Source organism: Desulfovibrio intestinalis (assembly GCF_014202345.1).
In the GTDB taxonomy this organism is placed as follows: domain Bacteria; phylum Desulfobacterota; class Desulfovibrionia; order Desulfovibrionales; family Desulfovibrionaceae; genus Desulfovibrio; species Desulfovibrio intestinalis.
This window is the reverse complement of record NZ_JACHGO010000001.1, coordinates 58382-79813: the sequence shown is the minus strand read 5'-3', so window position 1 is coordinate 79813 and position 21432 is coordinate 58382. Positions and strand designations below refer to the sequence as shown.

Below are 21432 nucleotides of genomic sequence, written 5' to 3'. Positions count from 1 at the left end.
TTCACAGCATAAGCTCTCACCGCTCCGCCCGGCTTTCACCGGCAGCGGAAGAAACCGGCTGGTGGTTAAACCAGCCGGTTTTGAGTCAACTATTAGACCGAGGGAACTGCTTCAAGTTCGGTCACGTCGCCGCCAGCGTTACGGATCTTCTCCGCAGCAGCCTGGCTGAACTTGTGAGCTTCGACCTTGAGAGCGCTTTTGACTTCGCCACGTGAAAGGATTTTCACAGGCGAGCCCATACGGGCCAGGCCGCGGGCGTAGATGTCGTCCAGCGTGATGTCGCTTTTGCCTTCAAAGGCTTCCAGCAGACGGTCAAGATTGATCACGTTGTAGGTAACCCTGAACGGAGCATTCTTGAAGCCGTGCTTGGGCAGACGGCGCTGCAGGGGCATCTGGCCGCCTTCGAAACCGGGGGCTACACCGCCACCGGCACGGGCATTCTGGCCTTTGTGGCCTTTGCCCGCCGTGCAACCCAGGCCGGAACCAGAGCCACGGCCCACCCGACGGCGGGTCTTGCGCTCTTCCGGAAAGGGAAAGAGATTGTGCAGTTGCATGGTATATGTCCTCCGACCGTTATTCGATAACGGTCACCATATGCGGAACTTTGGCGATGATGCCCCGGATAGCCGGGGTGTCCTTGAACGTCTTGACCATCTCGCGGCGCTTGAGGCCAAGGGAGTCCAGCAGCTTGCGCTGCGCGGGCGTGGAGCCGATACGCGAACGCACGAGTTTAACCTTGATTTCTGCCATGACTACTTCCTCGGAGCTTCGAGCTTCTTGCCGCGCAGGGCCGAAACATCGTCGGCGCTGCGCAGGGCGACAAGACCCTGCATGGTGGCGCGAAGCACGTTGTGCGGGTTGTTGGTGCCGATGGCCTTGGCAAGCACGTCGCGCACGCCAGCAGCTTCCATAATGGCGCGCACTGCACCACCAGCGATGATGCCCGTACCTTCAGAGGCCGGCTTGAGCATCACACGTCCGGCGCCGAAGCGGCCCAGAATTTCATAAGGAAGGGTGCCATCCACAAGGGCCACCTGAACACGGTTCTTACGAGCGCGCTCGGTTGCCTTACGCAGGGCTTCGGGCACTTCCTGGGCCTTGCCCAGGCCAAAGCCCACGCCGCCCTTGCCGTCGCCTACCACCACAAGGGCGCTGAAGCTGAACCGACGGCCACCCTTGACCACCTTGGCCACGCGGTTGAGGGAAACGATCTTTTCGATTTCGCCCAACTCGTTCTGCTGAGTTTCGGTATTTTCCTGACGCATATTAGAACTCCAGGCCGCCTTCGCGGGCGCCATCGGCTACAGCTTTGACGCGACCGTGATAAAGATACCCGTTGCGATCAAATACCACCTTGTCGATATTCTTTTCCTTGGCCATGCGGGCAATCTCCATGCCCACCTTCTCGGCACCGCTCTTGTTGCAGTGCATTCCCGCTTCGTTCTTGGCGAGCGAAAGGGTCGAAGCAGCCGCCAGAGTGGCTCCGTCCAGATCGTTAACAATCTGGGCGTAGACATGCAGGTTGGACCTGTAAATAACCAGACGCGGGCGCTCAGAGGTGCCGCTGATCTTTTTGCGAATGCGAATCTTACGGCGTTGCCGTGACTCATTCTTGCTGTATTTCATGACGCGCCCCCTACTTCTTGCCGCCGGACTTACCGACCTTGCGGCGAATCGTCTCGGTGGTGTACTTGATGCCCTTGCCTTTGTAAGGCTCAGGCTTGCGGATGCGGCGGATCTTGGCAGCCATTTCGCCAACAAGTTCCTTATCAATGCCGCTGATGGTCAGGATCTGACCTTCCACAACAGCCTTGAGACCCTCAGGCAATTCCACCAGCACAGGATGGGAATAACCAACCTGCAGCTCGATGATATTACCCTTAACCGCCACGCGGTAACCAACGCCGATGACTTCCAGAGCCTTGGAAAAGCCCTTGGTTACGCCATCAATGCAGTTGGAAAGCAGGGTACGACGCAGGCCGTGCTGGGCGCGGGTGATGCGGTCATCTTCAATGCGGCTCAGAGTCACGTGGCCCTCGGCCTGTTCATACGTGAGCAGGGAGCAGACAGGAGTGCTCAGCGAGCCCTTAGGGCCTTTCACTTCCACAACATCCGCTCCGATCTTGACTTCAACGCCATTAGGAACGGGAATGGGCAGTTTACCTATTCTGGACATGCTCGCACCGCCTACCAGATTTCACACAAAAGTTCGCCGCCCACCTTCTTCTCATGGGCAGTCATACCGTCCAACACACCGCTGGACGTGGACAAAATGCAAATACCGAGGCCGTTCTGTACCCTGGGGATTTTGTGAGCGCCCACGTACACCCGGCGACCGGGGGTACTGATACGCTTCAGACCGCTGATAACGGCCTTGCCCATCTGGTACTTCAAAGTGATGGTGATGTTACTGTCGGCCACGGCCACGTCCTCGACGTAACCTTCCTGCTTGAGGATGGCGGCTAACGCTTCCTTCATCTTCGAGCGCGGCACATTTACTTCCTTGTGCAGGGCCAAATGTGCGTTGCGGATACGGGTCAGCATATCCGCAATGGGATCTGTCAACATCGAAAGCTCCTGAAAGTTTGGGTGCGGGGTTGACGGCCCAATGCCGCCACTTCCCACAGGTGCGCAAAAACGCACCATCCGGGCGCTTTCGCGCCCGGAAATTTACCAGCTCGACTTGCGAACGCCGGGCAACTCGCCACGAAGGGCCATGTTGCGGAAGCAGATACGGCAGATGCCGAACTGACGCAGAAAGGCCCGGGGCCGACCGCAAAGCGGGCAGCGATTGTAAGCACGAGCACTGAATTTGGGCTTGCGCTTAGCCTTTACTTCCAAAGAAGTACGGGACATAGCTTAACTCCTACTTGCGGAACGGCATGCCCAGCTGGTCAAGAAGGAACTTGCCTTCTTTGTCCGTGGACGCCGTGGTGACAATGGTGATGTTCATGCCCTTGGGATTTTCCACACGATCCGCCTCAAGTTCGGGGAAGATGGTGTGTTCCTTGATACCCAGGGTGAAGTTGCCGCGTCCGTCAAAGCCACGATCCGGAATACCCCGGAAGTCGCGAACCCGGGGCAGGGCGAAGTTCATGAGCTTGTCAAGAAAGTCCCACATGCGTTCCTTGCGCAAGGTAACGCGGGCGCCGATGGGCATGCCTTCGCGCAGCTTGAAAGCAGCGATGGATTTTTTGGCGCGAGTCACCACGGCCTTCTGGCCTGCGATGGCCGAAAGTTCGGCCATTGCTTCTTCCATCAGCTTGTTGTTCTGGCTGGCGGCGCCAAGGCCGATGTTCAGAGAGATCTTTTCAATCCCGGGCAGTTGCATTGAAGAGGAGTAGCTAAACTCCTTCTGCATTACCGGAACTACTTTCTCTCTATATATCTTTTCAAGGCGTGTCATCGTATCACCTTATTCCATGACTTCGTTGCACTTTTTGCAGAAGCGCACTTTCTTTTCCTTGCCCTCGGACTCAATGGTCTTGTAGCCTACGCGGGTGGCTTTGCCACAAGCGGAGCAGACAACCATGACGTTGGAGACGTGGATAGGCATTTCCTTTTCCACAATACCACCGGGCTGCTGGGCATAGGGGTTGGGGCGCATATGGCGCTTGACCATATTGGTCTTTTCCACCAGCACACGATCCTTCTTGCGCAGGATCTTGAGCACTTTACCAATCTTGCCCGCGTCTTTGCCGGCGATTACCATCACCTTGTCGTCCTTGCGGATACGAAACATTTTCATGACGGTCTCCTACAGCACTTCCGGGGCCAGCGAAATAATTTTCATGAAGTTCATGGCGCGCAGCTCACGGGCCACGGGGCCGAAGATGCGGGTGCCGAGGGGTTCGCCCTGGCTTGAAAGCAGCACAGCGGCGTTGCCGTCGAACTTGATGTAGCTGCCGTCCATGCGACGCACTTCTTTAGCGGTGCGCACGATAACAGCCTTCATAACGTCGCCCTTCTTCACCTTACTATGGGGTATGGCTTCCTTGACGGAAACCACTACAATGTCACCGACCGAGGCGTAGCGGCGGTGTGAACCGCCCAGCACCTTGATGCAGGCAACCTTTTTGGCGCCGGAATTGTCGGCGACCTGAAGCGTGGATTCTACCTGAATCATGGTACTACCCTACACGGCTTTTTCAATGATGGAGACCAGGTGCCAGCGCTTGTTGCGCGACAGCGGACGGAACTCCACAATCTTGACCTTATCGCCCATACCGCATTCGTTCATAGGATCATGAGCCGTGAACTTTTTGCGGCGCCTCACATACTTTTTGAGCAGAGGGTGCTTGACCAGGGTCTCAACGCGCACGACAATGGTCTTGTCGTTCTTGTCGCTCACCACAATGCCGGTCAGCGTTCTGCCCTTACGATCTTCCAGAGCTTGCATTTTAGACCCTCTGTTCCTTTTCGTTCAGTACAGTCTCGATGCGCGCCACCTGCTTCCGCATGGCTTTCAGCTCGGAAGTCTTTTCAAGCTGCGCAGCGGCGTGCTTGAACCGGACGGTCATCAATTCCTCGCGCTGCTCGACCAGTTTGCCGCGCAATTCTTCAACGCTCAGGGCGCGAAGTTCGGCGGTAGCGGGCCGGACGCTCTTGTCAGTTTTCTTCTTGGCAGCCATTTAGATGCCCTCCCTCACCACGATGACGGTCTTCACGGGCAGCTTGTGCGCGGCGCGGGTGAGCGCTTCGCGGGCAAGGTCAAGGCTGACGCCCTTGATTTCATACAGAACACGACCGGGCTTCACCGGAGCGCACCAGCCCACCGGAGCGCCTTTACCGGAACCCTGACGGGTTTCCAGAGGCTTCGCGGTCACGGGGCGGTCGGGGAACACGCGGATCCAAACTTTACCACCACGTTTGATGTGGCGCATCATGGCGATACGCGCAGCTTCAATCTGCTGGCTGGTAAGCTGTCCGTGCTGCACGGTCTTCAAACCAATGTCGCCAAAGGCAACGGTAGCGCCGCGGGTGGCAAGGCCGCGAAGGCGGCCCTTCTGCCATTTGCGGAATTTTACTTTTTTAGGCGCAAGCATTACTGATCAACCTCTTTGTCAAGGATTTCACCCTTGTATATCCACACCTTGACGCCAATGATGCCGTAGGTGGTGCGCGCTTCAGCAAAACCGTAGTCGATATCGGCGCGCAGGGTCTGCAAGGGCACCCGGCCATCGCGGTACCATTCGGTACGGGCGATTTCAGCACCGGCCAGACGTCCGGAGCATGTCACCTTGATGCCTTCGCCGCCAAACTTGCGAGCCATAGACACGGTGCGCTTCATAGCGCGCCGGAAGGCTACACGGCGCTCCAGCTGCTGGGCGATGTTTTCGGCCACAAGCTGGGCGTCCACTTCAGGACGGCGAATTTCGTTTACTTCAAGAGAAAACTCACGGCCGAACTTCTGACGAAGATCGTTGCGCAGCTTTTCAATTTCCACACCCTTGCGCCCAATAACAATACCGGGGCGGGCAGTGGACAGGATAAGCCGTACCTTGCCGCCAGCACGTTCGATTTCAATTTTGGAAACGCCAGCATGAAACAGGAGTTTCTTCACGAACGCGCGGATCTTGCTATCTTCATAGACAAAGGCGGGGTATTCCTTTTTGCTGAACCAGCGAGACAGCCAATTCTTATTATACCCAAGCCGGAACCCGAACGGATGTACTTTCTGACCCATAGCCTATTCCTGCCCTTCTGCGAGTATAACGGTAACGTGGCTCGTGCGCTTATGAATCTTGGTTGCCCGGCCTTGAGCACGGGGCATGAAGCGCTTCCAGGTGGGGCCTTCGTTGACCACGACTTCCTTCACCACCATGGCGTCCACATCAACGCCGCCCAGCTGAGAGGCATTCGCCAGCGCGCTTTTCAACACACCGTAAATAACCCCAGCGGGCTTATTGGGCGTAAAGCGCAGAAGGTTCATTGCCTCCTCCACTCCAAGACCCTGCACGTTTTTGGCCACAAGACGGGTCTTGCGCGGCGAAACGCGCTGGAACTTCGCAATAGCTTTAGATTCCATATCGCTACCCTATTTCCTGCCGGCCTTAGCCTTTTTGTCGGCGGCATGCCCATGGTAGGTACGGGTGGGCGAGAATTCACCCAGCTTGTGGCCAACCATGTTTTCGGTGACGAACACCGGCACGAACTTTTTGCCATTATGCACCGCAAAGGTCAGTCCCACCATTTCGGGCAGGATGGTCGAGCGGCGCGACCAGGTCTTGAGCACACGCCGATCGCTGTTAGCCGCGGCGGTGTCGACCTTCTTCATCAAATGACCGTCAACAAACGGCCCTTTTTTCAATGATCTCGGCATGAGCTACTCCTACTTCTGGCCGCGGCGTTTAACAATAAGCCTGGAAGAGGCTTTCTTCTTGTCGCGGGTCTTGTAACCCTTGGCGGGCATGCCCCAGGGCGACACAGGATGACGGCCGCCAGAGCTTCTGCCTTCGCCACCGCCCAAGGGATGGTCGATGGGGTTCATGGCCACGCCACGAACCTTGGGGCGACGACCGAGCCAACGGTTACGACCAGCCTTGCCCAGAGAAATGCTTTCGTGGTGCACGTTGCCTACCTGGCCAACAGTGGCCACGCAGGTGACCAGCACCTTACGAACTTCACCGGAGGGCAAGCGCAGCAGAGCGTGCTTGCCTTCCTTGGCAACAAGCTGGGCGTAGGTGCCAGCGGCGCGGCAGAGCTGGCCACCCTTACCGGGGTACAGCTCGATGTTGTGGATGACGGTACCCACGGGAATGCGCTGCATGGGCAGAGCATTGCCGGGCATGATGTCAGCCACGACGCCGTTGCGTTCATTCACGCCGGACATTACCACATCACCCTGTTTCAGACCCACAGGGGCCAGAATGTAACGCTTTTCGCCATCAGAATAGTGCAGCAGGGCGATACGGGCGGTACGATTGGGATCGTACTCAATGTGAGCCACACGGGCTTCAATACCGGTCTTGTCGCGCTTGAAGTCAATGATGCGGTACAGACGCTTCACACCACCACCGCGACGGCGGCTGGTGATACGGCCCAAGTTATTGCGGCCGGCCTTTTTGGTCAGACCGACAGTAAGGGACTTCTCAGGGCGCGTCCGGGTGATTTCCTCAAAATCGGAAACCGTCTGGAAACGACGCCCAGCGGAAGTCGGTTTCAGCTTGCGGACAGCCATGCTTATACTCCCTCGAAGAACTCGATTTTATCGCCCTGGCGAAGCGTCACATACGCTTTTTTCCAGCCGGGCTTACGGCCAACCACACGACCCTGGCGCTCCCTGTTGAGGGGCGCGCGGCGGATCACGTTGACCGCTTCCACTTTAACATCAAAAGCCTTTTCCACGGCCTGCTTGATTTCAAGCTTGTTGGCCTGGGTGTGGACCAAAAAGGCCACCTGCTGCGCTTCGTCCTTGATCAGGGTCGTTTTTTCGGTCAGCAGGGGCTTGAGCAGAACAGAAGTGATTTCCATAACTACGCTCCCTTCTTCGCGAAACGCGCCTGCACAGATTCCACAGCACCTTCAAGCAGCACGAGCTGCTTGTGCTTCAGGATTTCAAGCACGCTCAGGCGGTCCACCGTGGTCAGGGTGAGGCCGGGGATATTGCGAACTGAGCGGGTCAGCTCTGCACTTTCCTCGTGCGCCACGATGAGGGCCTTGTTAAGGCCCAGGGTGGAGGCCACCTTGGCAAAATGTTTGGTTTTGGCTTCGGGCAGTTCGATGCCCTTAACCACCATCAAGGTTTCAGCGGCCAACCGGCTGGACAGAGCCATCCTGAGAGCCAGAGCACGAACCTTGCTGTTAACTTTAAAGCTATAGTCGCGGGGGCTGGGTCCGAAGATGACAGCGCCGCCACGCCAGATGGGTGAACGGTTTGAACCGGCGCGAGCGCGGCCCGTACCCTTCTGCTTCCAAGGCTTAACGCCGCCGCCCGAAACAAAAGCACGGGTTTTGGCATTATGCGTTCCGGCGCGTTTGGCCGCCATTTGGGCGCGCGCCACGAGGTTGAGGATTTCGGGCCTCACCTCGATTTCGAACACATCGGAAGCCAGCGTAATTTCACCGCTTTCCTGCTTGTTCTGATCGAATACTTTCACGGTAGCCATTGCTGCTTCCTCTACTGCTTGCGGATCAGCACCAGCCCGTTCTTGGGGCCGGGCACGGAACCTTTAACCAGAATAACGTTGTCTTCAGGACGAACGTCAACAATGGTCAGGCCCATTTCCGTAACGGTTTCATTGCCCCAGTGGCCAGCCATCTTCCGGCCCTTGAACACGCGGCCTGGGAAGGTGTTGTTACCGATGGAGCCGTTGTTGCGGTGCACCTTTTCGCAGCCGTGCGTATCCTTAGAACCTGCGAAGTTCCAACGGCGCATGCGGCCCTGGTAGCCCTTACCAACGCTCTTGCCAGTCACCTTTACGGTGTCGCCGGCGGCGAACATTTCAACGGTAAGTTCCTGGCCCAACTCCTGCTCGGGAGCAGCCGAAAGGCGGATTTCGCGCAGATGGCGGAAGAGACCCTTGCCAGCCTTGGCAAAGTGGCCCTGCATGGCCTTGCCTACGTGTTTTTCCTTAGCGGCGGTCAGAGCGATCTGCACGGCATTGTAGCCGTCAGAATTCGCGTTCTTGACCTGGGTGACAGGGCAAGGTCCTGCCTCAATCACCGTAACGGGCACAGCGGCGCCGCTGCCGTCAAATATGCGGGTCATACCGAGTTTGCGACCCAAAATTCCCATTTTCTCAGCCATGACTGCCTCTCGCTAGAGCTTGATTTCCACGTCCACACCGGCGGGCAAGGAAAGCTTGCCCAGCGCGTCGACGGTCTGCTGGGTGGGTTCCAGAATATCCATAAGCCGCTTGTGAATGCGCATCTCAAACTGCTCACGGGACTTCTTGTCCACATGCACGGAACGCTGAACGGTATACTTATGAATGTTGGTGGGCAGAGGAATGGGCCCCGCCACACCGGCACCCGTATTGCGCGCCGTATCCACGATTTCCGCAACGGCTTTATCCAGAATGCGGTAATCGTAGGCTTTGAGCTTGATCCGAATGCGATCGCTGCTAACTGTCGTCATTGTTGCCTACTCCGTTTGCATAAACATCCCACGCGTCGACCACCGACTGCGCAGGCTTCTTCACAGCATTCGCGGGCCATGAAGCATGGCCCGAAGGCCGACCTCACCCTGGAATGGGACGGACGGAGCAACGTAAGGGGCTGCGCTAATGCGCGTATCATGCCTGATATTCAGGAAAATTCGGAAGATTTTGGACGCCTGAACGCGCCTGTATCATCCGCATGATACTCCCCGGCGTCGCCCAGGCCAGGCCACCAAGAAAGGTGGCAAGGCGGTCCCGCAGGGTCACCAAATGAGGGGAATACTCCCCCCTACCTTACAGCCCCGGGTCACGCGCGCCTCCGGGGCTGCGGTGGGATCCGTCGTTGGGCTGGAACGGCTCGACATTGTCCGGCATCTGGTAACGCCTGCACATGTCAAAACCTGTTGGACCCACACTGGGGCCGTTTCAGGTACAGCAGGGCAGACTCAATCTGCCCTTCCCTGCCGTCCAGGGAACACCCATTGAAGACACCTGTCCCAATGGGCAAGGCATGTTCTAGCTAACACTTGCCCCGGCGTCAAGGCTTTTTGCGATTTTTTTTGTTCTGCGTCACCAGAACGTCACTTGACAATATAGCATTTTACTAAGTATATGAAAAAATCGAGAAATAAAGTATTTCTTATTTTGAAAAACACATGATGCTATACTATATTGGCATCCACAATATGTGACGCCCAGCGCCACCCACATTTCCCGAATTCTTCGAGAGAGGAGAATGCATGGCATTTGATATGGCCCCGCAGGCCAAGCACATTTCCTATCAGGACACCGTCATCAACTATATGAAAAAAGATGGCGGACACGTTATAGTTCTTACGGACGATCAGGCTTTCAGCACGCAACTGCGCCTCACGCTTGCCAAGGATCTCGGACTGACAGCGCCCGGCCTTTTCACTGCCCTGACCGACCCGCGCCAGTTGCTGCGCGAGTTGCGTGAACTGCTCCCCAACCATCCTTCTCCCATACTTTTTCTTGAGCGGATAATGGGCGGCCAGGATCTGAGTTTTTTGGTCGGCCAGATAAAGCAGGCATATAGCGGCCTCAAGATCGTCATACTCACCAATGACGTGCAGCGTGACCGGCTTATGCTGCTGCACGAGGTGGGTGCAGACAATTTTATTGCCAAACCCGTTTCCATCAACACGCTTATTGAAAAGATGGCCTTTACCATCAAGCCGCAAAGCAAACTCGGGCAGGCTATCGACTTCGCCAAAGGCTTGCTGACCCGCAAGCAGTTTGCGCAGGCCTTGTCTGCCAGTCAGAAAATACTTGAAATAAAGCCCGGCAGCGCTGCGGCCTATCTGGTGATGGGCGACGCCTACCGTGGCCTCAAAGAGTATGAACAGGCCCGTGTAGCCTACGAAGCGGCGGCCGCGGCGGCTGATCTCTATCTGGCGCCTTTGCAAAGACTGGCGGAAATGTATGGCGAAATGGACGACAAAGAAAACCAGTTGCGCTACCTGCAAAAGCTCGACAACATTTCACCGCTCAACGTCAACCGCAAGGTCAGCCTGGGCGAAGTCCACCTGGCCCTGGGGCATGTGGACCAGGCTGAGGACTTTTTTGACAAAGCCCTCACCCAGATGAACCGTGAGGCAGTCGAGGGACTCAGTGCCCTTTCGAGCCGCATTGCCGACGTTTATGCCGAGCGTGACCCGCAAAAAGCTGAGAAATTCTTGCGCAACAGCCTTGAAGTTAAAGGCAAATATCTTTCTAAAAGCGATATTGTGGTGTTCAACCAGCTTGGCATCAGCCTGCGCCGGCAGGGCCGCTGGCAGGATTCCATCATAGAATACAAACGAGCCATCAAGATTGCGCCTGACGACGCCAATCTCTACTATAATATGGGCATGGCTTTTGCCGAAGGCCAGGATTTCATTCAGGCCAAGGCCAATCTGCTCAAGGCTCTGGATCTGGATGCCGAACTGTTCAAGGCCAGCGCCCCCATTGCCTTCAACTATGGCGCGGTTTTTCTTCAATCACGCGACAAGCAGCGTGCAGCGCAGTTTTTCCAGACCACACTCGATCTGGATCCAAGCCACAAGGCTGCCCGGCAGGGCCTGGAGCGCAGCATGGCTTAAGGTTCACTTTCAGTGTTCATTATAAATAAGGGGGCGTTTCCGCAGGAAACGCCCCCTTTGTCAAAGCCGCTAAAAAGCGCTGGCAGATTCATACTTGTACAGGCCGCGTTCGACCCGCGGCACAGCTTTCGATCAGGCCGCTCCGCTCTCTTTCTGTCCAAGCAGAGCGCGGGCGTAATCTTCGCCATTGAAAGGCCGGAGATCTTCCAGTTTTTCGCCTAGACCCACAAAGGTAATGGGCAGGTGGTGCTGCATGGCAACGGCGATGGCAACGCCGCCTTTGGCGGTGCCGTCAAGCTTGGTCAGAATGAGTTCATCCACCCCTGCGGCCTCTTTGAACAGCTTGGTCTGCGACAGGGCATTCTGCCCCGTAGTGGCGTCAATGACCAAAATGCTGCGATGTGGCGCGCCGGGATGCTTTTTGCCCAGCACCTGACGAATCTTGGTCAGCTCTTCCATAAGATTGACCTTGGTTTGCAGGCGGCCAGCCGTATCCACAAAAAGCACATCAACGCCTTCTTTAACAGCCCGGTCCATAGCTTCGTAAGCCACAGAGGCCGGATCGGCCCCCGGGGCCTTGGCATGAAAGGTCGCGCCAACGCGTCCGGCCCATACCTGCAACTGCTCGATGGCGGCAGCGCGAAAAGTGTCGGCGGCGGCAATCATGACTTTTTTGCCCTGCATGCGGGCACGATGGGCCAGCTTGGCAATGGTAGTGGTTTTGCCCACGCCGTTAACGCCGATCATAAGAACGACTTCAGGGGGATTGATGGCGGCAATGCGACGCGGCGCGCGGAAGATTTCTTCCACCTCGGCCATGAGCAGAGCGCGCATGCCAGAAGCCTCAGTGACTTTTTCCTTGCGGGCGCGCTCCTTGAGGCGCTCCACAAGTTCCATTGAAGGCTCGTAGCCAAGGTCGGCCATAATAAACAGCTCTTCAAGCTCTTCCCAAAAGGCGTCATCAAGTTCGCCGTGACTGGAGAACAGAGAATCCAGACCACGCGCGAACTGTTCGCGAGTGCGGGCCAGCCCCTCGGTTATCTTGATAAACAGACGGCTGCGTTCGTCCTCTTCATCTTCCAGATCAAGAGCCAGAGCCAGACGATACTGCAGTTCTGAACGGAATTCCTCCACCTGGCGGTATTCCATACGCTGCGTCCAGGCGCGAAAATCATCAACAAACGCCTGCGTTTCCTGCGGCGGGGCTTCCAGCGCACCGAGCAGAAAGGACAAACGCTGCCACAGCAGGTCGCCCGTTTCATCCACGCCTTCCAGCACGATGCCAAGCCATACAGAAAGGCGCGGCTCAGCTTCGCGCAGGCGCAGGGTAAGCACTTCTTCCTCGGAACCAGCAACAAGAGAGATTGAGGCAGGCGCTGACGGTGCAGCAGCTGGCTCAGTGGCAGCGCCAGAAGCCGCAGGGGCTGCCACAGGCGCGGCTGTAGTTGCGGTGGCAACTGCGATTTCGGAAGCTGGCTGCGTGATGGACTCTTGCAGCTCGGTGGGAGCAGGTTCTTCCGCCGTGCGCTCCACGCCACCCGGCGCGGCAGGCGCGTTCGGCGTTGTAGCGGGCGCGGCTGGCGCAACGTCCAAGGGGGCATCCGCGCTGGTGACAGCTACGGCAGGTCCGCCAGATGTGGCAGGCGGGGCAGACTCAGAACTTTCGCCCGCAGGCATTTTCTCAGGCTGTGCGAGAGGCTGGTCCGACGTCTGCTCTTGCTGCAACGCAGAAGCATCGCCTTGTTCTGGAGTCTTCGGTTCTTGCCCTTCAACTGATTCAGAGCCGAACATCTTCTTAATGGCTGAAAAAAATCCCATTCCTTCTCCTTGTTGCTCATGTTCGGCACAAAGCCTTTACGCAACAGCTATATCCAGAGTAGATTAACGTTGAAATTTTCAGTCTTTCAAATTTAGAACAGGGTAACGTTGAAATGCTTCACATTTCAACGTTGTCATTCTGTCAAAAAATGCAATTTTCGGCAAAAGTTGTACCGTACAGGAAACGCGGCTCGCCCCGCACGCCGCCGACATCCCGATTTCCACCATCAAGAATGCCCGCAGTTTAGCGCACCTCAAAAAGTAGCACGCCGTGCGCGCCAAGACCATCGCCTTGTTGCCACAGTGAAAATTCAGCCCTGACGGCACATACAGATCAACCGAAATTTCAGGCGGCTCCAGTATCCTCAGCGCAGGGAATCCAGCACTTCGTCCAGAGCCAGAATGCATTCTTCAACCGCAAGTGTTCTGCGCAACCCGTCAGGGCCGTGCAGGGCCGTCTGCATGTCTCTGGCCGCGACGGTCAGGCGCTCGGCTCCCAGACAAGGAGCAGCTCTTTCCAGCAGGTCGCCCAAACGGCACAGCGATGCGCTGTCGCCAGCTTCATACAAACGGCACATAAGACCGGGCGCACGGCCAAAACTATGGCGGAACAGGCCAGCCGTCACCTGCCAGGCATGGTCATGACGGCGCAGGAAGGCCAGGCCCAAGACAGGGCTGACAACTTCCCCTGCGGTCAGGGACGTTACCAGCGACGCAAGGGCCTCATCGTCGGAGGAGCTTTCGTCGCCCTTGGGCAAAGAGCCGCCAAGAGAATCACCAGACGCGGTCTGGGCATCCCCAGATTGCACGGGCAGGCCCGTCAGCGCAGCCGCTCTTGCCGAAGATGCCGCCGCTGCTTTTTCCCCCTGCGTACTGCCAAGCTGCGCATCGCCTTCAGCCGTGGCATCGCGCCTGAATCGCACGCGCCAGACAAAGCACAAAGCCGCCGTCCAGCACAGAACGCTGATCGCAAACCGCCATACTTCGCGCCGGGCAGTGAGAGCGCTGCCTTCCTGGCTTACCCGTGGGGACATATATACTTCCACAGTGCCCACAGGCCGGCCTTCCATGCGCAGAGGACTCAGGCCAGCCACGGCCTCTTCATCCATTTCATCGTCCCAGGGTACAGGCTCCCACTGATAATTGCGGCGCTGGCCTTCCAGCATTCCTTTTGGCGTCTGTACCTTGATGCCATAAATGCTTTCGTCTTCCATTGCGGCCATAACAATGGTGCGCGCCGCAAGTTCGTCCACATCCCATGCAGGCACGGCCAGCAAGGCCGAAAGCTGCACTGCAGTGTTACGCGCGTCAACGGCAAGATGTTCCCGCGAGGCTTCACGCTCTTCCCACACTGACCAGAGGGCAAGCAGCAGAAAAAGCAGCAGGCCAGCGCACCATATGGCAATCAGCAGACGCCCAGGTGTAATTTTTATATGCTGCGATAGTGTTTTTTCCACAAAAGCCGCCTTCGCGCCGTATCAGGCGTTGCCATCAGTTATATGAGGGCGCGGCTTCCTGCGCAAGCGGCCCGTCATAAGGGCCATATCCGGATCGCGCAATATCCGCAAACACAAGCCCCAAACCAATACGCCACCTAAAATTGCCAGACCAAGAGACGCCCACAAGCCCCACGGCGCTGCAAGGCGCACAAGAACCTGGGCCACAATACCAGTGAGCGCTCCGGCCAGAGCGTGCCGCCCCAAATCCTTCCAGCCGGGCAGCCAGGACGGCAAAAAAAACAGTTTGCCTCGCAATGCTGGCACAGGCGCGCTGTCTTTTTGTTCCGGCAGGGTTCGCCGCAGCAGACAAAATAACAGGGCGCACTGCAACCAAAGGCCAAGGCTAACGGCCAGGGCCGGGGCCATAACACTGTACTGCGGTTCAAAAAAACGGGCCAGAGCCAGTCCTGTCACCACTGTGCCCCCAACAGCCCAAAGCGAGCTTTGCGCCGTGTGCCGCACAAGCCCCAAGGCATTACAAGCAGCCAGCAATGAACGAATACAGGCAAAGGCAGGCAATCCTGGCACATAGGCCAACAAGGCGAGGCCAGTCTCACGCGACGCCTGACTGTCAAAAGCTCCGTGGCCCAGCAGCCCATCAACAAGCTGCGGCCCCACTGCCCACAGTCCCGCCGCTGCGGGTAGACTGAGCATGACAGTCAGCCGCAGTGATGTGGACAGATGTGTTCCAAACAAAACGAAATCTTTTTTCGCCGCCAGACGGCTCAAGGTCGGCAGGCTGGCCATCCCAAGGCAGACGCCGACCAGCCCCAGAGGCAATTCCAGCAGGCGCTCGGCATAGTAAAGAGCCGCAACCTGCCCCCGCCCCAGTTCTGAAGCCAGGGCCATTGCCGCCAGCATGGCAAGCTGGGGCGCGGCGGCTCCAAGAACGCCGCCGGGCAGCAACGCCAAACAGCGCCAGGCAGCGCCATTGACCGCCTTGGCATCAACGGCGGCACTGCTGTCACCAGAGCATTTCACGCAAGTGCCATTGGAGTGACCGCCAGATGCGCGGGATCCTCCACTTGGTAAAAGACGGCGCACCGCAAGCCACTGGGCCAGCCATTGCGCCAAACCGCCGCAAAGCATGCCAAGGGCCAATGCTTCCGCAGGCGGGCAAAGATGCAGCGCCGCCGCGGCTGCCGCAATCAACATCACCAGATTAAACAAGGCCGGAGAAAGCGCGGGCAGCCAAAACACGCCCATGCTGTGCAAAAGGGCCATGCCCAGCGCAGCCATGCCTGCCGCCAGCACATAGGGCAAACAGATACGCAGGAGCACAACGGTGTGCTCCAATTCCGGCCCGCTGAAGCCAGGGGCCAGGAACCGGGCCAGCCAGGAGGCAGCAGCCAGCCCCAGCAGGGTCAACAGCAAAAGCACCATGCCCAATCTGAGGGACAAGGCGCGGCCCAACAGGCGTAAGCCGAATCCCCAGGGTTCTCTGGCCGAAGCGCTGCCCGCGTCAGTGTGCCTTCCGGCATGAAGCCCATAGCCTTGCCGCAGATGCACAAGGCTGGCCGTGAGCGTCATTGACAGGGAGCCTTCGCCAAGCAGCCGCCGCAGCACATGCGGCAGGCGCATGGCCGCCACCAGAGCGTCAGCCGCTGCCCCGCCGCCCAAAAGCCACGCCATGCTCATATCACGCGCAAGACCCAGCAGACGGGAAAAAAGGGCAAAGCCTCCCAGAAGCGCCGCTGTACGGGCCAAACCGGAGCTTGATGTTTTTTTCTGCTGACCTTGCATGGGCATGGCTTACAAACCGTGGATTAAGAGCGTCATTTCAGGCTGTTCGCTATAATACACCACATGACAAAAACCGCTTGTGCGACAAAGTTTTTCTGCGTTGATCTTTTCAGACAGCGCCCGGAAGGCATTTTATGGATCTGGGCGATTCTGCACCGCAAAAACCACCTTGCCGCGCCATGCGATCCTAAAATCTTTATCTGCAATGCCCCCTCGCACTTGGCCTTGCTGTTGTCGCAAGGAACCCGGCGAAGAGATTTGCAACGGAGCCGCCAGATATTTCCATACCTGACAGCCCCGAATGTAATCTTGAGCAGAGTAAGTTTAAAAAATTAACATGCTCTACGGAAGGTGCGGGTCCGGCTCAGACTTCCACGAGCGCACAACTTCGCGCACAAGGGCATTCTGCTCTTCGGGCATATCCTTGAAGGATTCTGCAAAGACGTGAATGCGCGTTCCGCCGCGAGGCGCAAACAAACCTTTGACGCGGCACCAGCACGGGTTCAGCAGCGTGCGCAGGTCGTCCAGCACGTTATTGGTGATAGTTTCCATAAAAGACTGATGATTGCGAAAAGCGAACATATAGAGCTTAAAACTCTTTGATTCCACGCAAAATTCATCCGGGATGTATTCAACGGTGATGGTGCCGCAATCGGGCTGCCCCGTCACCGGGCAAAGCGATGTGAATTCGGGAAAACTGATGCTGATAACATAGGGGCGCTGCGGAAAACAGTTGGGAAAGGCCTCCAGCAGGGCCACACTTGGGCCTCCTTCCGGGGATTCAAGACGGCCTGTGCCCAGCACTTTCAGGTCTTGGGTCTGATCCTGGCTGCGAGTAGTCATAACTTCAAACTCCTTGAAAATAATGCCCTGCGCCCTCCGAAACCTGAAGGGCACGGGCGCGTATTGGACTTGTAACCCATCGCGCTTGCGGCTACAATATTCTATTATTCACATGAATCCGATACCTGCCATACGGATTTTTTCGGAGTATCCCATGAATATTCTGATGCACATACACGCCTGCCAGCGGGGCCAATGCCTGCCGCTTTTGCCCGTGGGCGTTCTGGTTGACGAGTATCTTGCCAGGCACGGCCTTATGGCTCCCGAGCAGTGGGCCCTGCCTGCCCTTACTGTGGGCACCACCCTTTGCGGCGCCTGTGGCACCCCCCTGCTCAAGGTGACAGGAAGGGCATGGCTGGCTGTGCAAGGCTGCCTGGGCGGCGCGGCTCACGGTTGCGGCATCGGGGCTGCCCGCCATTCGGCGCACAGTCTGTTGCTCACGGCCCTTACTGACCTGCCCGAAGGCCCGCTGGAGCTGACGCCCCGTAAAAACGGGCACAGCCTGGCCTGGATAACCCTTTCAGACAAGGGTTCACGCGGCATGCGCGAGGATTTGAGCGGCCCGGCCATAGCCGAAACCATTGCCGCCGCCATGCCCCTGTGCCACAGCCAGGGTTTTATGCTGCCGGATGAAGCCGTTGAGTTGCGTGCCCTGCTGACGGAACTGGCCCTGAGCCACGGGTATGACATCATCTGCACCACTGGCGGCACCGGACTGTCGCCGCGCGACATAACGCCCCAGGTGACAGAAGCCCTGCTGGACGCGAACCTGCCCGGCTTTACCCAGGCAATGCTTGCCGCCAGTATGGCAAAAACGCCGCATGCCGTCATATCCCGCGCGGCAGCGGGAATACTTGGTCAAAGTATCATCATCAACCTGCCGGGCAGCCGCAAGGCAGTTGTTGAAAATCTGTCTGCCGTGCTGCCCGCCCTGCCCCACGCCCTGAACAAGTTGCAGGGAGATCCCGGCGACTGCGGCGGCTAGAGCGCTGCGCAAGCGTGCAGCGCGCCGCAACGCGGCGTGGATTCTGCCGAGAATCGCATCCTTCGGCAGAATGACAACTTTGAAATGCGATCATTTCAAGGTTAATCAGCTCTAGGGCGAACGCGCGAAAAGCAACTGGCGGCCTTGTGCCGCGCAGCGTGACTTGACCTGAAAACAACGCTGGCTTGGCAGAATAGCACTATCGGAGTACCGCACACTCCCGCGCCGATCTGGTTCAGGCGACGCAAAACCGGAATATTTGTCCCTTCCGCAGGCTGTTCGGCAGCCCCGGAATATTTTTGTCCTGTAGCCCAGCCACGCGCAAACACGCCATCGTGAGTGATTGGGCAGACATCAGGAATGCGCATCCTGCTTACGAAACGCTCCAAGGAGAAACCATGCGCTTCAAAAATCCTTTCGGCCAGATGTCACTGTCCATGGACAGTATGGCCGCGCCCTTCGGCAGGTTTACAGACATCTGCCGCATGATCAAGATCGAGCATTCCGTCTTTGCCCTGCCCTATGCCTGGGCCGGGGCCGTGCTGGCGGCTCGCGGGCTGCCCCCCTTATGGAGCATGGTGTTTCTGACCATCGCGATGGTTGCGGCGCGCTCCTTCGCTATGGCCTTCAACCGCCTTGTGGACCTGCCCTTTGACCGCGACAATCCGCGCACGCAAAGCCGTCCTCTGGTCTCCGGGGCCATTACCACCAAACAGACCTGGGCTTTTTGCGCATTTATGGCCATTATTTTTGTGGCTGCCTGTGCCTGCATCAACGAGGTCTGCTTGTGGCTGTCAGTGCCTGCGCTCATTTTTTCCGCAATTTACAGCATTCTCAAGCGGTTTACGCCCCTGTGCCATTTCTGGCTGGGAGCAACCCTAGGGCTGGCTCCGTTGGCCGGATGGCTTTCAGTAAGCCCGTACAGCCTGACCATGCCCCCCCTGCTGCTGTTTCTGGCCGTTACTTTTTGGGTAGCCGCCTTTGACATTTACTATGCCTTTCAGGACATGGACTTCGACGTGGCCTTCGGGCTACACTCCATTCCGGCCACCTACGGCCCCAGCACAGCACTGGTTCTGGCCGCCTTCTCACACACGATGACATCGGTGTTTCTGCTGCTTGCCGGCTTTGCCGCCGGGTTGCACTGGCCCTGGTACCTCGTGTGGTTTGGCATTACGGTTATGCTTTTTGTTGAACACAGAATTATGAAACCGCAGGATCTGCGGTATGTGAACACAGCCTTTTTCACGCTTAACGGCATCATTTCGCCCGTGGTGCTGGTTGGCGTGATATTGGGCATCTACCTGTAGGATATTTCATGCCTCGTAAAAAACAGTATCAATGGCACGCCAAGGACGAAAACGGAGATCAGGATTTTTCTCCGCCCAGCCGCTCGGCCAAAAAACGTGAAAGCCTGGCCCTGCAAGCTATGGGCGAAGAACTTTCCCGCCTTTCGCCTCAGGAAGTGCAGGCTCTGGACCTGCCGCCTGACCTTGCCGAAGCCCTGGCCCTGTATGCCCGCCTGCGCGATCATGAAGGTCGCCGCCGTCAGATGCAGTTCATTGGCCGTCTTATGCGTGAAGCCGATACGGCCCCCATCCGCGCCGCCCTCGACCAGCGCAAGGAAACCTCAGCCGCTGCCACCGCCGCTTTGCACAGGGCTGAACAATGGCGCGAGCGCCTGCTTGAAGCGCCTGAAGCCGAGCTGGACGATTTGCTGCGTAGCCTGCCCCGTCCCGGTGCAACTGACAGCAATGCAGAAGCCGACACGGATCAGACTGAAGAGAAGCCACGGCAAGGCAAAAAAGCACCCAGTACGGACGACCTGCGCAAGCTTGTACTCCAGGCCCGCAAAGAAGTTGTCGACAAGGCATCACCACATGCCCGCCGGGCGCTGTTTCGCGCCTTGCACAGCCTGTTGACCGCATAGATTGCCGTCTTCTACGCCAACGCAGAGAGAAAATTACATAACAGCAGGAAAATGCTTGACGATGAAACAAGCTTAGGCTAAAAGCATTCTTCGTTACAACGCCCTTGTAGCTCAGTCGGTAGAGTGCATCCTTGGTAAGGATGAGGTCAGCAGTTCAATCCTGCTCAAGGGCTCCACGAAATCAAAAGGTCACTGTTTGCGCAGTGACCTTTTTTCGTTGGTACGCACGATTCTGTGCATATTTTTTTCCAGTACTACGCCCGGGCCCAGCGTGCTACGCAGGATTCATATTGCGCTTGTGAGTAGCATTTCCACAGTGGCAGGCGATTGCCAGAGTTATGACTGCCCATTTTAGCGAACCTGTTTTGAATCTTGAAGAGACTATAAAGGCGGCTTCACGTGCACCAATTATTTTCCTAAAGAAATACTTTCCTCAGTATCAAGATCTGCAAAAAGGCATGATCTATCAACATACCATACTCTTTTACTAGAAATATTTCCACACCTAACCAGCTGTCCACACTGGATATGATATTCCACTTCGGTTGACGCGCACTAAAGTATCCGCTACAAACTGCAAATCAACATTCAAATTCAATTTCTTTTTATCCCGTATTGGCCAGACAGGCATTCGGCGTCGGGACGGCATTAAGGGTTCTGGGGGGGGACTCATGGACTCCATGATTCAGGCCATTTTGCAGGCTACGCTTGTTTCCAAATTTGTTCTTGTTCTCCTGCTGGGCATGTCTGTGTCCAGCTGGGCTTATATGTGCGGCAAGTGGCTGACCTTACGCACGGCCCAGCGTCGTGCCGCAGAAGGCTTGGCGGCTTTTGACGAGGCCGGCCCCCTGCGAGCTTCGCTGCCTATCATGGCTGCCGACGAGCACTCTCCCCTTTTCAGCGTCACCTGGCGCGGTGTGCGCGAGTTTAATCGCTTGGCGCGTACAGGCGACACTGAACGCCTGCTTACCGATAATGTGCGCCGCGCGCTCCACTTTGGCATTGCCGAAGAAATTGCCAGCCTCAAGTCGTCCCTGGCCCTTCTTGCCACTGCGGCCAACACCGCGCCTTTTATTGGCCTTTTCGGCACAGTATGGGGCATCATGCACTCTTTCACGGCAATCGCCCAGATGAAGAGCGTGTCTCTGGCAACGGTGGCTCCGGGCATTGCCGAAGCCCTTATTGCCACGGCTGTAGGGCTTTTTGTGGCCATTCCCGCAGTCTGTGGCTACAACATTTTTCGAGCCAGACTAAGATCCATAGAAGGCGTGTGCATCAACTACGCGGGGCAACTGCTCAACCGCCTGCAGCATGAAGCTGCAGACCACGGCAAAGGACTTGGATTTGCAGGAGAAATCTAGCGATGGCACGCGCAAACGGATGACCATCTTGTAGCGGAAATCAGCGTCAC

Annotated in this window: 32 protein-coding genes and 1 tRNA gene; 8 read left to right on the top strand and 25 right to left on the bottom strand. The window is 57.2% G+C overall.

The window, feature by feature from the left end:
- Nucleotides 1-92: 92 nt before the first annotated feature.
- The 21 genes from rplO to rpsJ all read right to left on the bottom strand — a co-directional run bounded on the left by rplO (nt 93) and on the right by rpsJ (nt 9079).
- Nucleotides 93-554 (bottom strand): 50S ribosomal protein L15, encoded by a 462-nt coding sequence (rplO, locus tag HNQ38_RS00380; protein WP_183717173.1) that lies wholly within the window; start codon nt 552-554, stop codon nt 93-95.
- Between the two features lie 19 nt (nt 555-573).
- Entirely contained in the window at nt 574-750 is a 177-nt protein-coding gene (rpmD, locus tag HNQ38_RS00375; protein WP_183717171.1) for a 50S ribosomal protein L30, read from the bottom strand.
- 2 nt (nt 751-752) lie between these two features.
- Nucleotides 753-1265 (bottom strand): 30S ribosomal protein S5, encoded by a 513-nt coding sequence (rpsE, locus tag HNQ38_RS00370; RefSeq protein ID WP_183717169.1) that lies wholly within the window; start codon nt 1263-1265, stop codon nt 753-755.
- 1 nt (nt 1266) lies between these two features.
- Complete coding sequence (gene rplR, locus HNQ38_RS00365) at nt 1267-1626, bottom strand: 50S ribosomal protein L18 (protein WP_183717167.1); 360 nt, start codon at nt 1624-1626, stop codon at nt 1267-1269.
- Nucleotides 1627-1636: 10 nt separating this feature from the next.
- The gene (gene rplF / locus HNQ38_RS00360; RefSeq protein ID WP_183717165.1) at nt 1637-2176 is read right to left on the bottom strand and encodes a 50S ribosomal protein L6; all 540 of its coding nucleotides are present in this window, start codon (nt 2174-2176) and stop codon (nt 1637-1639) included.
- Between the two features lie 11 nt (nt 2177-2187).
- Nucleotides 2188-2568 carry a 30S ribosomal protein S8 gene (gene rpsH, locus HNQ38_RS00355; protein WP_183717163.1) on the bottom strand — a complete coding sequence of 127 codons (381 nt, stop codon included), beginning with the start codon at nt 2566-2568 and terminating at the stop codon, nt 2188-2190.
- Nucleotides 2569-2670: 102 nt separating this feature from the next.
- Nucleotides 2671-2856, bottom strand: coding sequence for a type Z 30S ribosomal protein S14 (locus HNQ38_RS00350; RefSeq protein ID WP_012624307.1), 186 nt, complete (start codon nt 2854-2856; stop codon nt 2671-2673).
- Nucleotides 2857-2866: 10 nt separating this feature from the next.
- Nucleotides 2867-3406 carry a 50S ribosomal protein L5 gene (rplE, locus tag HNQ38_RS00345; RefSeq protein ID WP_183717161.1) on the bottom strand — a complete coding sequence of 180 codons (540 nt, stop codon included), beginning with the start codon at nt 3404-3406 and terminating at the stop codon, nt 2867-2869.
- Between the two features lie 9 nt (nt 3407-3415).
- Nucleotides 3416-3748, bottom strand: coding sequence for a 50S ribosomal protein L24 (gene rplX, locus HNQ38_RS00340; RefSeq protein WP_183717159.1), 333 nt, complete (start codon nt 3746-3748; stop codon nt 3416-3418).
- 9 nt (nt 3749-3757) lie between these two features.
- Nucleotides 3758-4126: a 50S ribosomal protein L14 gene (rplN, locus tag HNQ38_RS00335; RefSeq protein WP_183717157.1), complete on the bottom strand. Its 369-nt coding sequence runs from the start codon at nt 4124-4126 to the stop codon at nt 3758-3760.
- Between the two features lie 9 nt (nt 4127-4135).
- The gene (gene rpsQ / locus HNQ38_RS00330; protein WP_012624303.1) at nt 4136-4399 is read right to left on the bottom strand and encodes a 30S ribosomal protein S17; all 264 of its coding nucleotides are present in this window, start codon (nt 4397-4399) and stop codon (nt 4136-4138) included.
- Nucleotide 4400: 1 nt separating this feature from the next.
- Nucleotides 4401-4631 carry a 50S ribosomal protein L29 gene (gene rpmC, locus HNQ38_RS00325; protein WP_183717155.1) on the bottom strand — a complete coding sequence of 77 codons (231 nt, stop codon included), beginning with the start codon at nt 4629-4631 and terminating at the stop codon, nt 4401-4403.
- Nucleotides 4632-5045: a 50S ribosomal protein L16 gene (rplP, locus tag HNQ38_RS00320; RefSeq protein ID WP_183717153.1), complete on the bottom strand. Its 414-nt coding sequence runs from the start codon at nt 5043-5045 to the stop codon at nt 4632-4634.
- The gene (rpsC, locus tag HNQ38_RS00315; protein ID WP_183717151.1) at nt 5045-5686 is read right to left on the bottom strand and encodes a 30S ribosomal protein S3; all 642 of its coding nucleotides are present in this window, start codon (nt 5684-5686) and stop codon (nt 5045-5047) included. The genes rplP and rpsC overlap by 1 nt, the downstream gene beginning before the upstream one ends.
- 3 nt (nt 5687-5689) lie before the next feature.
- A complete protein-coding gene (rplV, locus tag HNQ38_RS00310; RefSeq protein WP_179979729.1) occupies nt 5690-6028 on the bottom strand; it encodes a 50S ribosomal protein L22 in 339 nt (112 codons plus the stop codon).
- Between the two features lie 9 nt (nt 6029-6037).
- Nucleotides 6038-6322 (bottom strand): 30S ribosomal protein S19, encoded by a 285-nt coding sequence (gene rpsS, locus HNQ38_RS00305; RefSeq protein ID WP_183717149.1) that lies wholly within the window; start codon nt 6320-6322, stop codon nt 6038-6040.
- A gap of 9 nt (nt 6323-6331) precedes the next feature.
- Nucleotides 6332-7180 (bottom strand): 50S ribosomal protein L2, encoded by an 849-nt coding sequence (rplB, locus tag HNQ38_RS00300; RefSeq protein ID WP_183717147.1) that lies wholly within the window; start codon nt 7178-7180, stop codon nt 6332-6334.
- A 2-nt stretch (nt 7181-7182) separates the two neighbouring features.
- A complete protein-coding gene (rplW, locus tag HNQ38_RS00295; protein ID WP_183717145.1) occupies nt 7183-7473 on the bottom strand; it encodes a 50S ribosomal protein L23 in 291 nt (96 codons plus the stop codon).
- 2 nt (nt 7474-7475) lie between these two features.
- On the bottom strand, nt 7476-8108 hold the full coding sequence (rplD, locus tag HNQ38_RS00290) for a 50S ribosomal protein L4 (protein WP_183717143.1): 633 nt from the start codon (nt 8106-8108) through the stop codon (nt 7476-7478).
- Nucleotides 8109-8119: 11 nt separating this feature from the next.
- Complete coding sequence (gene rplC, locus HNQ38_RS00285) at nt 8120-8749, bottom strand: 50S ribosomal protein L3 (RefSeq protein ID WP_183717141.1); 630 nt, start codon at nt 8747-8749, stop codon at nt 8120-8122.
- A gap of 12 nt (nt 8750-8761) precedes the next feature.
- Entirely contained in the window at nt 8762-9079 is a 318-nt protein-coding gene (gene rpsJ, locus HNQ38_RS00280) for a 30S ribosomal protein S10 (RefSeq protein WP_022658146.1), read from the bottom strand.
- Nucleotides 9080-9157: 78 nt separating this feature from the next.
- Here rpsJ and HNQ38_RS00275 point away from each other — a divergent pair, with 78 nt between their 5' ends.
- The 3 genes from HNQ38_RS00275 (at nt 9158) to HNQ38_RS00270 (ending at nt 11203) form a co-directional block, all read left to right on the top strand.
- Entirely contained in the window at nt 9158-9304 is a 147-nt protein-coding gene (locus HNQ38_RS00275; protein ID WP_183717139.1) for a hypothetical protein, read from the top strand.
- Between the two features lie 188 nt (nt 9305-9492).
- Nucleotides 9493-9621, top strand: a complete 129-nt coding sequence (locus tag HNQ38_RS14325) for a hypothetical protein (RefSeq protein ID WP_281377774.1) — start codon at nt 9493-9495, stop codon at nt 9619-9621.
- A gap of 220 nt (nt 9622-9841) precedes the next feature.
- Entirely contained in the window at nt 9842-11203 is a 1362-nt protein-coding gene (locus tag HNQ38_RS00270) for a response regulator (RefSeq protein ID WP_183717137.1), read from the top strand.
- Nucleotides 11204-11335: 132 nt separating this feature from the next.
- Here the strand turns inward: HNQ38_RS00270 and ftsY are convergent, their stop codons facing one another.
- The 4 genes from ftsY to queF all read right to left on the bottom strand — a co-directional run bounded on the left by ftsY (nt 11336) and on the right by queF (nt 17106).
- Nucleotides 11336-13021: a signal recognition particle-docking protein FtsY gene (gene ftsY, locus HNQ38_RS00265; protein WP_183717135.1), complete on the bottom strand. Its 1686-nt coding sequence runs from the start codon at nt 13019-13021 to the stop codon at nt 11336-11338.
- A 365-nt stretch (nt 13022-13386) separates the two neighbouring features.
- On the bottom strand, nt 13387-14478 hold the full coding sequence (locus HNQ38_RS00260; RefSeq protein WP_343060060.1) for a hypothetical protein: 1092 nt from the start codon (nt 14476-14478) through the stop codon (nt 13387-13389).
- A gap of 21 nt (nt 14479-14499) precedes the next feature.
- Nucleotides 14500-16269: a murein biosynthesis integral membrane protein MurJ gene (gene murJ, locus HNQ38_RS00255; protein ID WP_183717133.1), complete on the bottom strand. Its 1770-nt coding sequence runs from the start codon at nt 16267-16269 to the stop codon at nt 14500-14502.
- A gap of 336 nt (nt 16270-16605) precedes the next feature.
- Nucleotides 16606-17106, bottom strand: a complete 501-nt coding sequence (gene queF, locus HNQ38_RS00250; RefSeq protein ID WP_183717131.1) for a preQ(1) synthase — start codon at nt 17104-17106, stop codon at nt 16606-16608.
- Between the two features lie 154 nt (nt 17107-17260).
- Between queF and HNQ38_RS00245 the strand changes: the two genes are divergently transcribed.
- The 5 genes from HNQ38_RS00245 (at nt 17261) to HNQ38_RS00225 (ending at nt 21382) form a co-directional block, all read left to right on the top strand.
- Nucleotides 17261-18091, top strand: coding sequence for a MogA/MoaB family molybdenum cofactor biosynthesis protein (locus HNQ38_RS00245; protein WP_183717129.1), 831 nt, complete (start codon nt 17261-17263; stop codon nt 18089-18091).
- Between the two features lie 398 nt (nt 18092-18489).
- Entirely contained in the window at nt 18490-19401 is a 912-nt protein-coding gene (locus HNQ38_RS00240) for a 4-hydroxybenzoate octaprenyltransferase (protein ID WP_183717127.1), read from the top strand.
- 8 nt (nt 19402-19409) lie between these two features.
- Nucleotides 19410-20021 carry a ribosome biogenesis factor YjgA gene (gene yjgA, locus HNQ38_RS00235; RefSeq protein WP_183717125.1) on the top strand — a complete coding sequence of 204 codons (612 nt, stop codon included), beginning with the start codon at nt 19410-19412 and terminating at the stop codon, nt 20019-20021.
- 100 nt (nt 20022-20121) lie between these two features.
- Nucleotides 20122-20197, top strand: a tRNA-Thr gene (locus HNQ38_RS00230).
- 495 nt (nt 20198-20692) lie between these two features.
- The gene (locus HNQ38_RS00225) at nt 20693-21382 is read left to right on the top strand and encodes a MotA/TolQ/ExbB proton channel family protein (RefSeq protein ID WP_183717123.1); all 690 of its coding nucleotides are present in this window, start codon (nt 20693-20695) and stop codon (nt 21380-21382) included.
- Nucleotides 21383-21432 lie beyond the last annotated feature (50 nt).